At 57.7% G+C, this 11,226-nt stretch carries 6 protein-coding genes; 4 read left to right on the top strand and 2 right to left on the bottom strand.

What is annotated here, in order from left to right; all coding sequences use genetic code 11:
- Window positions 1-330: 330 nt before the first annotated feature.
- Both AC1Q6Y_RS18195 and ptrR read right to left on the bottom strand, forming a co-directional pair.
- Entirely contained in the window at window positions 331-2,535 is a 2,205-nt protein-coding gene (locus AC1Q6Y_RS18195; protein ID WP_492624934.1) for an OsmC domain/YcaO domain-containing protein, read from the bottom strand.
- 77 nt (window positions 2,536-2,612) lie between these two features.
- The gene (ptrR, locus tag AC1Q6Y_RS18190; protein WP_057715525.1) at window positions 2,613-3,491 is read right to left on the bottom strand and encodes a putrescine utilization regulator PtrR; all 879 of its coding nucleotides are present in this window, start codon (window positions 3,489-3,491) and stop codon (window positions 2,613-2,615) included.
- Window positions 3,492-3,591: 100 nt separating this feature from the next.
- Between ptrR and AC1Q6Y_RS18185 the strand changes: the two genes are divergently transcribed.
- The 4 genes from AC1Q6Y_RS18185 to bcsB all read left to right on the top strand — a co-directional run bounded on the left by AC1Q6Y_RS18185 (window position 3,592) and on the right by bcsB (window position 11,218).
- Entirely contained in the window at window positions 3,592-4,983 is a 1,392-nt protein-coding gene (locus AC1Q6Y_RS18185) for an aldehyde dehydrogenase family protein (protein WP_090454670.1), read from the top strand.
- A gap of 528 nt (window positions 4,984-5,511) precedes the next feature.
- Window positions 5,512-6,690 carry a cellulose biosynthesis protein BcsQ gene (bcsQ, locus tag AC1Q6Y_RS18180; RefSeq protein WP_492624933.1) on the top strand — a complete coding sequence of 393 codons (1,179 nt, stop codon included), beginning with the start codon at window positions 5,512-5,514 and terminating at the stop codon, window positions 6,688-6,690.
- A complete protein-coding gene (bcsA, locus tag AC1Q6Y_RS18175) occupies window positions 6,687-8,918 on the top strand; it encodes a UDP-forming cellulose synthase catalytic subunit (RefSeq protein WP_492624932.1) in 2,232 nt (743 codons plus the stop codon). Before bcsQ ends, bcsA begins: the two co-directional genes overlap by 4 nt.
- On the top strand, window positions 8,915-11,218 hold the full coding sequence (bcsB, locus tag AC1Q6Y_RS18170; RefSeq protein WP_492624931.1) for a cellulose biosynthesis cyclic di-GMP-binding regulatory protein BcsB: 2,304 nt from the start codon (window positions 8,915-8,917) through the stop codon (window positions 11,216-11,218). Before bcsA ends, bcsB begins: the two co-directional genes overlap by 4 nt.
- Window positions 11,219-11,226: the final 8 nt, after the last annotated feature.

The raw sequence follows: 11,226 nt of genomic DNA, 5'->3' as shown, positions 1-11,226 counted from the left end.
AACTGAAGCAACCTGCTGCCGAAAACTGCGTAACTCTTTGTTTACCAAGGAGTTTTCCGTTTCGACTGCGCCGGAAGCGGGGCGAATTATAGACATCTGTAATCTGCCGTCAAGCACTGATTCGGGTTTTCTATCAATAAGCTGCAGAAAGCAGCAATACGCCCCAAAGGACGCCTATATAGAGGAGCCAGAACGCCCTTCTATATAGAAGAGCTTCCCCATAGGCAGCCACAGCCCATGTCATAGCCAAAAAATCAGCCCACGCGCACAGACGATTGACTGACCGCCAAAAAACAAAAAAGCACCCAAGGTGCTTTTTTGTTATCGCTATCAGTTGAACAAAGCCGACACCCTCGCCCGCGCCATGTACAGCTTTTTGTAGCTGTCGATCAGGCGAAGGTGCCTGTCGAGCCCTTCCAGTTTCATGCTCGTCGGCGTCAGACCATAGAATCGCACGCTGCCATCCACGGACCCTATCGCCGCGTCCATCCGCTCGTTGCCGAACATCCGGCGGAAGTTGACCTCGTAGTCGCTCAGTTCCAGATCATCGTCCAGCTGCATTTCCAGCACGACGTTCACGGCTTGATAAAACAAGCCGCGCTCGACGGTGTTGTCGTTGTATTGCAAGAAGGCTTCCACCAGATCCTTGGCCTGATCAAACTTCTGCAAGGCGAGATAAATCAGCAGCCTCAGCTCCAGGATCGTCAACTTGCCCCAAGGCGTGTTGTCGTCGAACTCGATGCCGATCAAAGTGGTGATGTCGGTGTAGTCATCCAGCTCGCTGTTTTCCAGACCCTGGGCCAGCGATCTCAGGCCGACTTTGCTCAGGCTGTGCAGGTTCAGGATGTCAGCGCGGAACTGCAACGCTTTGTTGGTGTTATCCCAGATCAAATCTTCTACCGGATAAATTTCCGAGTAACCCGGCACCAGAATGCGGCAGGCCTTGGCACCAATGTGCTCATAGACTGCCATGTACACTTCTTTGCCCATGTCTTCGAGAATGCCGAACAGAGTCGCGGCCTCTTCGGTATTGGAGTTTTCGCCTTGACCGGAGAAATCCCACTCAACGAATTCAAAATCCGGTTTTGCACTAAAGAAGCGCCACGAGACCACACCACTGGAATCGATAAAGTGCTCGACGAAGTTGTTCGGCTCAGTCACCGCCTGACCTTCGAAGGTCGGCTGAGGCAGATCGTTCAGGCCTTCGAAACTGCGGCCTTGCAGCAGCTCCGTCAGGCTGCGCTCCAACGCCACTTCCAGGCTTGGGTGCGCGCCGAACGAGGCAAACACGCCACCGGTACGCGGGTTCATCAAGGTCACACACATCACCGGGAACTCCCCGCCCAGCGATGCATCCTTGACCAGCACCGGGAAACCCTGCTCTTCCAGGGCCTGGATACCAGCCAGAATCCCCGGGTATTTCGCCAGTACTTCCTGCGGCACATCCGGCAGGGCCATTTCGCCTTCGAGGATTTCGCGTTTGACCGCGCGCTCGAAGATCTCCGACAGGCACTGCACCTGGGCTTCGGCCAGGGTGTTGCCGGCGCTCATGCCATTGCTCAGGAACAGGTTTTCGATCAGGTTGGACGGGAAGTACACCACCTCATTGTCCGACTGGCGCACAAACGGCAGTGAACAAATGCCACGCTGGGTGTTGCCGGAGTTGGTGTCGTACAGATGCGAACCACGCAACTCGCCATCCCGGTCGTAAATCTTCAGGCAGTACTCGTCGAGGATTTCAGTCGGCAGTTCGTCCTTCGGGCCAGGCTTGAACCAGCGCTCGTCCGGGTAATGCACAAACGCCGCGTTGGCGATGTCCTCGCCCCAGAACTGATCGTTGTAGAAGAAGTTGCAGTTGAGCCGCTCGATAAACTCGCCCAGTGCCGATGCCAGCGCGCCTTCCTTGGTCGCGCCTTTGCCGTTGGTAAAGCACATTGGCGAGTGCGCATCGCGGATGTGCAGCGACCACACATTGGGAACGATATTGCGCCACGAAGCGATTTCAATCTTCATGCCCAGGTCAGCCAGGATGCCCGACATGTTGGCGATGGTTTGCTCCAGCGGCAGGTCCTTGCCCACAATGTAGGTGCCCGCTTCGCTGGTCGAGTGCGGCATCAGCAACGCCTGGGCATCGGCGTCGAGGTTTTCGACCTCTTCAATCACAAACTCAGGCCCGGTTTGCACCACCTTCTTTACCGTACAACGGTCGATGGAGCGCAAGATCCCCTGACGGTCCTTGGCGGAAATGTCCGCCGGCAATTCAACCTGAATCTTGAAAATCTGGTTGTAGCGGTTTTCCGGATCAACAATGTTGTTCTGCGACAGGCGGATATTTTCGGTGGGGATATTGCGAGTTTCGCAATACAGCTTCACGAAGTACGCCGCACACAACGCCGACGAAGCCAGGAAGTAATCGAACGGCCCCGGTGCCGAGCCATCGCCCTTGTAGCGAATGGGTTGATCGGCAATCACCGTGAAGTCGTCGAACTTGGCTTCAAGTCGAAGGTTGTCGAGAAAGTTGACCTTGATTTCCATGTGCGATTACCAGAATAACGAGCTAAACGATTTGGCCGCCATTATCCGGTTTTTCGGCACAGACCGTTAACTTTCCGCTATTTATCGATCAACACCACACCGCGCTCCTCAAGCAAGCGCACAAACATCGTCAGGCTCTGCGACACGGTCCCTCTGCGCCACACCAACCAGGTGCGTAAATAGCGGAACGACTCCGACAACGGCCAGACGCTGACCGTCGTGCATCCAGGCATGCTTTCGAGCATGCTGCGGGGCATCAGCGCCAGGCCGGCACCGGCGCTGACGCAGGCCAGCATGCCGTGATAGGACTCCATTTCGAAAATCTTGCCGGGCACCGCCGCGCCATTGGCGAACCAGCTTTCGAAATGATGGCGATAAGAGCAGTTGGAGCGGAAGGCATAGATGTTTTCGCCATTCACATCCTTGGCCCGATGAATCGGGTCATGGTTGATTGGGGCGATCAGGACCATTTCCTCCTCGAATGCAGGCACGCCCTCCAGCGCCGGATGCAACACCGGACCATCGACAAATGCAGCGGCCAGCCGCCCGGACAGCACTCCATCGATCATGGTCCCGGAGGGGCCGGTGGACAGGTCCAGTTCGACCTTGGCGTGCTTCTGGTTATAGGCGGCCAATAGCTCTGGAATACGTACCGCTGCAGTACTTTCCAGCGACCCCAGGGCGAAGGCTCCCTGCGGTTCTTCACCCGCCACGGTGGCGCGCGCCTCCTGAACCAGGTCGAGAATACGTCGAGCGTAATCCAGAAAGCTCCAGCCGGCCGGCGACAGGCGCAGGCGACTCTTCTCACGAATAAACAGATCCACACCCAGGTCCAGTTCAAGCTGTTTGATTCTGGTCGTGAGATTCGATGGCACCCGGTGGATATGCTGGGCGGCCACGCTGATGCTGCCGTGCTCGGCGACAGCCTTGAAAATTTCGAGCTGAACCAGATCCAAGTCATTCTCCAAACGTGAACGTTATGCTCAGTATTATTCAGTTTCCAGAAAACATATAGCCCCATAACCTGAGCACATTCCTACCTCGCAGGACGGTGCCATGACCAACGTATCCAGCCTTACCCATGCCATTTCGATCAACCCCGCCACGGGCGAGCAGATCGGCCATTACCCTTTCGAATCCGATTCGGCATTACAGGCCGCGCTGACGCGGGCCGCTACCGGGTTTCGCGCCTGGCGCGGCAAACCGGTTGAACAGCGCGCGCAATTGTTGATCAACCTCGGTCAGGCCTTGCGCAACAATGCACAGGCCATGGCGAACATGATCACCCAGGAAATGGGTAAGCCAATTGCTCAGGCCCGCGGTGAAATTGAAAAATGTGCGCAGCTCTGCCAGTGGTACGCCGAACACGGCCCCGCCATGCTGAGCCCGGAACCGACTCTGGTGGAAGGCGGCAAGGCACGCATTGAATATCGCCCCCTGGGCCCGATTCTCGCCGTGATGCCGTGGAACTTCCCCATCTGGCAAGTCCTGCGTGGCGCGGTCCCCACCCTGCTCGCCGGCAATACCTACGTACTCAAGCACGCGCCAAACGTCATGGGCAGCACCTACCTGCTGCTGGAGGCCTTCAAGCAAGCGGACTTCCCCGAAGGTGTTTTCGAGGTCATCAACGTCACCCCGGACGGTGTATCCAAGGCGATCGCCGATCCACGCATCGCGGCCGTCACCCTCACCGGTAGCGTGCGAGCGGGCATGGCCATCGGTGCTCAGGCCGGAGCCGCACTGAAGAAATGCGTATTGGAACTGGGTGGCTCCGACCCCTTTATCGTGCTGGACGACGCGGACCTCGATGAGGCGGTAAAAGCCGCCGTGATCGGGCGCTATCAAAACACCGGACAAGTCTGCGCCGCAGCCAAACGACTGATAGTCGAGCAAGGCATTGCCCGGGAATTTACCCGCAAGTTCGTCGAGGCCACCCAACAACTGGTTGTCGGTGATCCACTGGCTACCACCACCTATATCGGCCCGATGGCTCGCTTCGATCTGCGCGATGAACTGGATCAACAGGTGCGCGACACACTAAAAGAAGGCGCGACGTTGCTGATGGGTGGAAAGAAGGCTGAAGGCCCAGGTAACTACTATGAGCCCACTGTACTCGGCGACGTGACCGATCAGATGACATCATTCAAACAGGAATTGTTTGGTCCAGTGGCCTCAATCATCACGGCCCGAGACGCAGCCCATGCGCTGGAGTTGGCCAATGATAGCGAGTTCGGCCTCACCGCCACCCTCTACACGCGCAATGTTGAACTCGCCCGGCAGATGGCCAGCGAACTTGAAACCGGCGGCGTGTTCATCAACGGCTATAGCGCCAGCGATCCGCGTGTCAGTTTTGGTGGCGTGAAGAAGAGTGGCTTTGGCCGTGAACTCTCGCATTTCGGTGTGCGTGAATTCTGTAATGCACAAACGGTTTGGCTGGATCGGCGCTAGGGCCGGTATAAATAGGGGTAATTTTCAGACACGAAAAAGCCCAGCCTTCTCAGGCTGGGCTAATTCATTGAAAAACAGGGTCGGGACGGAGTGATTGAAACTCGCTCCCTGCCACCCCATACAGTTAATCAATACTCATCCCTGGTTCAATTTACCCATCTTCAAGCCCAGTAAAAACGGACCATCCTGCGCATCACTCTTCTCATCGAAGGCGATCAACATTCACACTCCATCGCACCGAAAGTTATTTATCCGGACAAGTACCCCCATTACCTTTCATCCTGTTACACCTTATTGAACAGTGATTACTGGACAAACTCTAACACTCACACTTTCCACAAATAACACCCCTCCCAATAACAGTCAGACCAACATCAATTAGTCTCGCTGACTTCTTATAACATTCGTTGACACTAAGACGTAGACACCCTAGATTAATGGCACTCTGCCAACGCCAAGACGACGCATCAACTTTTAAAAGTTAATGGAATGCTGAGTTTCTGAGTTATTTCATAACTGGTACAACGCATGAAATATGTAGACGATATTGCGAAACTCTTTACACGTTTTGGCGCCAATGCGGAGAGTTACCAGGAAATACAACCGAACTACAAAGATTTCAAAGACGACCCGGTTACACCAGCACTCGCTGAGCCAGAACCGTCGGTGGCCTTGCCTCCCCCAACACCAACACCAACGCCAACGCCCCCTGTATTTCTAATGGACGAGCCACAGCCTTCTTTATTGGTTGGCGCGTTGGTCGAGCCTGTGAAGAATGTTGTCCTCTCGCAACCTTCACCCATATCCCCTCCCCTGACCAAGCCACCTGCGAGTTCTGCTACGTGCGATCGTCAGCGATTGAGCGACCTGTTGCGTGAACTCAACCAGGTTCGTCGGGACGGTCTACCAGAAATAACTCGCAAGCGGACCAAGGCGAAGGTCATTGCTATCGTTTCGGCGAATGGTGGAGTGGGTAAAAGCACCGTCGCCGCCGGCCTCGCAAAAACCCTTCGGCGCCCTGGCGGGCGTACCATCGCTATTGATCTGGACCCTCAGAACGCGCTGTCCGGCCACTTGGGTATCACCCGGCAGGTTCCCGGGCTGATCCAGCTCAAAGAACAGCACGCAGACTGGGGCGCTCATCGCCTGCCGGGCTTTAGCGACAGCGAGTGCCTGCCCTTCGGCACTGGCGAGGTGAACGACCGCCGATTGCTCAAGCAGTTGATGCTTGAAGATTCTGACTGGTTGAATCAGCACCTTGCGTCAATGAACCTCAGCGAAAACGATACCGTGATCCTGGACACTCCTTCGGGTGCGACCGTCTATTCGCAACAGGCACTCGACGCCGCCGATCTGGTGCTGGTAATGACGGTGGCCGACGCGGCCTCCTACCTGGCACTGGACACTATGACCCAGTGGCTGGAAACCAGCCCAAGACGCGCGCAGCGGCACCGGTATGTGCTCAACCAACGGGATGACTCGCGTTCGTTCTGCAGGGACATGGGCGTGCTGTTTCGGCGGCGGCTCGGCGCCAACCTGATCGGGACGATTCGCCTCGATCACCAGTTCAACGAGTCGCTGGCCTATGGTCGGGACCTGCTGCAGTACGCACCTGAAAGCATTGGCTGTCAGGATATTCTCTCGCTGTCAGGCACGGTCCATGCCCTGCTTTTCACGGATGCTTCCAGCCTGCAGGGCACGCCATGACCGCCCGGCTGAATCAGGCACCTGCGAAGGCGTGGTGGCTGGAGGAGCTATTGGACACTTTCCAGGCTCACGTCAGTCGATGGCCCAAGCGTTGGCGCCAAGGTCTGAAGCTCTCAGCCGGGCTGTTCGCCGCATTGCTGGTGCTGGGTATCCTCACCGCGCCGCTGAACCTGTATTCCCAGGCCGCGTTTGCTGCCGTCTGTTTCGCCACCAGCCTGATCATCCGCAAGCAAGCCGGGCGTTTGGCGATCCTGACCCTGATCACCCTCTCGCTGATCGCTTCGCTGCGCTACATGTACTGGCGCCTGACTGACACCCTGGGCTTCGACAATTGGCAGGATGCCGTATTTGGCTACGGGCTGGTGCTGGCCGAGCTGTATGCCTTGCTCATCCTCGTCTTCGGCTACGTACAGACCGCTTGGCCGCTGCATCGTAAACCGCAGTTTCTGCAACAGCCGCCCGCTGAATGGCCGACGGTAGACGTTTTCATTCCCACCTATAACGAAGCGTTGGGCATCGTCAAACTGGTAGTGCTTGCCGCTCAGGCCATCGACTGGCCCGAGGGCAAACTGCGGGTGCACATGCTCGATGACGGACGCCGGGAGGAATTCAAGGCTTTCTGTCAGCAGATTGGTGTCAACTACATCACCCGCGACAACAATGACCATGCCAAGGCCGGCAACCTCAACGAAGCACTCAAAGTCACCGACGGCGAGTTCATCGCCATATTCGATGCCGACCACGTGCCCACCCGCTCCTTCCTGCAGATCACCATGGGCTGGTTTTCAAAGGACCCGAACCTGGCGTTGCTGCAAACACCGCACTTCTTCTATTCACCCGATCCGTTCGAAAAAAACCTCGATACCTTTCGCTCGGTACCCAATGAAGGTGAGTTGTTCTACGGCCTGGTGCAGGACGGCAACGACCTGTGGAACGCAGCATTTTTCTGCGGCTCTTGCGCGGTCATCCGGCGGACTCACTTGCTGGAAGTCGGCGGCATCGCCACCGAAACCGTGACGGAGGATGCGCACACGGCACTCAAGCTCAATCGCCGTGGCTTCAATACGGCCTATCTCGCCATTCCACAAGCGGCGGGCCTTGCCACCGAAAGCCTTTCCCGACACATCAGCCAGCGCATACGTTGGGCGCGAGGCATGGCGCAGATTTTTCGGACCGACAATCCGCTATTTGGTAAAGGTCTGAACCTGGGGCAGCGCATCTGCTACCTCAACGCCATGATGCACTTTTTCTACAGCCTGCCCCGGCTGGTGTTCTTGACCGCACCCTTGGCCTATCTGTTTTTCGACGCGCAGATTTTCCATGCCTCGGCGTTGATGGTCACGGTCTATGTACTGCCGCATATTTTCCATTCCAGCCTGACCAACTCCGCCATCCAGGGACGTTTCCGTCATTCCTTCTGGAACGAAGTGTATGAGTCGGTGTTGGCCTGGTACATCATGCGACCGGTACTGTTGGCCCTGATCAGCCCTTCGCTGGGCAAGTTCAATGTGACCGACAAGGGCGGCACCATCGAGAAGGACTATTTCGACTGGAAGCTTGCACGGCCTTACATCGTGCTGCTGACCTTGAACATGATCGGTCTGGTGATTGGCGTGATGAAGCTGGTCGGGAGTGATTCGGCCGAGGTCACGACCTTGCTGATCAACCTGGCCTGGACCGTGTACAACATCATTATCGTCAGCACCGCCGTAGCGGTGGCCACTGAGTCCTCCCAGGTACGCAACGAACCCAGGGTGCCCGCTGACCTGCCCGTGCGTGTCTACCGCGAAGACGGCACCTGGTTCGATTGCAAAACTCAGGACTTCTCACAAAACGGCGTGGGTCTGGCACTGCCACCGCAGGTTCAGCTCAGCGTCAATGAGAAGCTGCGGCTGTGCATTCTGCGCACGCCGCCTTCAAGCCTATTTCCCGCAACAACGATCTTCAACAACGACGGCGTTGCAGGCGTGCAATTCGAAGGTTTGACCCTGCGCCAGCAAAGTGAACTGGTGCGACTGACCTTTTCACGGGCCGACACCTGGGCCAATACCTGGGGTAACGGCCGCCTCGACGCGCCCATGTCGGCATTGCGCGAGGTCAGCAGCATTGGCTTACGCGCCATCCTGCGCTTGTTCGTTGCAAGCCTGAAGGACAGCCACGCGCTGCTGCGCAAACGCCCCGACACTCCATCACCCATCGACTCCACCGCGGACACGCAACGATCTTGAAGCCTTCCACTCGCCGGACCTTTCTTCCTCGTCGCTCACTCATGCTGATCGCCTGCTCGCTAGTGGGCTGGAACGGCTGGGCGTTGAATGCTGCCGCCCAAATCAGCGCCACAGAACCGGTGGTGATGACGGTCGCATCGCTGCCCGGGACCGATACCCCGAGCAACAGCTATACCCGCACCCTCAAGGAGCTGGGCAAAAGCTATTCGATGACCCTTAAAGGCGTGGAGGCGACCGACAGTGTGAATTTCGATGTGCGCGCCGATGAGGTCGTCACGGCTGCACAGGTCACGCTGCAGTACAGCTACTCACCGGCGCTGCTGGCCGACCTTTCGCAAATCAACGTGCTGATCAACGATCAAGTGGCCGCCAGCCTGCCCCTCCCGAAGGAAGAGGCCGGTAAATTGCAGACCCGGACCGTGCAGATTCCGCCGCAGACCATCACCGAATTCAATCGGCTCAGCCTGCAGTTCATCGGTCATTACACGATGCAATGTGAAGACCCTTTGCACTCCAGCCTTTGGGCCAGGATCGGCAACGAGAGCCAGCTGAGCCTCCAGGTGACGTCGATTAAACAGCCCAACGACCTGTCCGCTCTGCCGCTTCCCCTGTTCGATCGTCGAGACGCCTCGCCCCTGAAGCTGCCCTTCGTGTTCGCCGCCCGCCCGGGCGGTCCTGAGCTTGAGGCCGCCGGGATCCTGTCGTCCTGGTTTGGCGCCCTGGCCAGCTACCGTGGCGCAACCTTCCCCGCCAGCCTCACCAGCCTGCCGGCCAAGGGCAACGCGGTGGTGTTTGTCATCGGTAACGAATCAACGACCTTGAGTGGTTTGCCGATCAAAGAGGCCACGGGGCCGACATTGACCCTCATGAGCAACCCGAATGATGCTCAGGGCAAACTGTTGATCGTCTCCGGGCGCGATGGCGCCGATCTCAAGGTCGCCGCGACAGCGTTGGTCCTCGGCGGCTCGGCCTTTTCCGGACAGAGCGTGGTGATCGACCGGATCGACTCGCTCAAGCCACGCCAACCGTACGACGCGCCAAACTGGCTGCCCTCCGATCGCCCGGTTCGCCTGGGTGAGCTGGCCAAGCCCGCAGAACTCAATGTGTCGGGTTACAACCCGGGACAAATGACGGTAGCGCTGCGCTTGCCACCCGACCTGTTCAACTGGCGTGAGCCCGGTGCGCAACTTGACCTGAAATACCGCTATACGCCGCAACCGGTCTCCACAAACTCTTCGTTGCTGATCAGTTTCAACGACACCTTTATCAAGTCGATCGACCTGCCTTCGATCGAGAGACTCGGCAACAGCGACAGCCTGCTGTCGATGCTCAAAACCGACGACAGCCTGGCCCGCACGTCGCGCATGCTGTTGCCGCTCAATTCAGTCGCGCTGCAATCGCGCCTGCAATTTCGCTTCATGTATGACTACATCAAACAGGGCGAATGCCGCGACATCATCATCGACAATATGCGCGGTGTGATCGATCCGGACTCGACCCTGGACCTCAGCCAGTACGAACATTTCATGGCCATGCCCAACCTCGGGGTGTTCAAGGACAGTGGCTTCCCGTTCACCCGCATGGCCGACCTGTCTGAAACATCGGTGATCCTGCCCAACGAGCCAGGCCCGGCCGACCTGAGCGCCTATCTGACCCTGCTGGGCCGCTTCGGCGACTCCACCGGTTATCCGGCCACCGGCGTGAAGGTGGTCCACGCCGATCAGGTGGCCGAGCAAAGCGACCGGGATTTGCTGGTACTCGCCTCGGGCAACAATCAGCCGCTGCTACAGCAATGGCAAAGCCTTCTGCCGGCTAAAGGCGAAGACGCTGCGCAGTACTTTGAACTGTCTGACCTGCCCTTGCGCCTGCGCAACTGGATCAGCCCGGATACGAAAACCAATCTACGCGAAGCGCGCAGCAGCTTCAGGTTTAGCGCTGAGGATGGCAGTGCTTATCTGACCGGATTCGAATCGCCGCTCAAGAGTGGCCGCAGCGTGGTGTTTATCGCCGGCACAAGGCCAGACGGCCTGGCCGACGTGACCAACGCCCTGCTCAGCAGCGAAGAAAATGCCCAGCAATTGCAAGGCAGTCTGGTGGTGGTCAGGGGCAAGCATGTCGAGTCGTTAGTCGCCGAGCAGGACTACTACGTCGGGCGCCTGGGTCCGTTGCGCTATCTGCAGTGGTACCTCTCGCAGAACGTAATTGCGCTCATGCTGTTCACCCTCCTCGGGGTCCTGCTGCTTGCTTGCATGGCCTATCTGGCCCTGCGCTTACGGGCCAAACGTCGTCTTGGCCAATGAGCCGCGCA

It is taken from the genome of Pseudomonas sp. GW823-FHT06E10 (genome assembly GCF_058794995.1).
This window is presented reverse-complemented; position numbering and strand designations above follow the sequence as displayed.

Excerpts from the sequence above, each read along its gene's own strand:
- AC1Q6Y_RS18195 (WP_492624934.1), bottom strand. The coding sequence starts at position 2,535 with ATGGAAATCAAGGTCAACTTTCTCGACAACCTTCGACTTGAAGCCAAG.
- AC1Q6Y_RS18185 (WP_090454670.1), top strand. The coding sequence starts at position 3,592 with ATGACCAACGTATCCAGCCTTACCCATGCCATTTCGATCAACCCCGCC.
- bcsQ (WP_492624933.1), top strand. The coding sequence starts at position 5,512 with ATGAAATATGTAGACGATATTGCGAAACTCTTTACACGTTTTGGCGCC.
- bcsA (WP_492624932.1), top strand. The coding sequence starts at position 6,687 with ATGACCGCCCGGCTGAATCAGGCACCTGCGAAGGCGTGGTGGCTGGAG.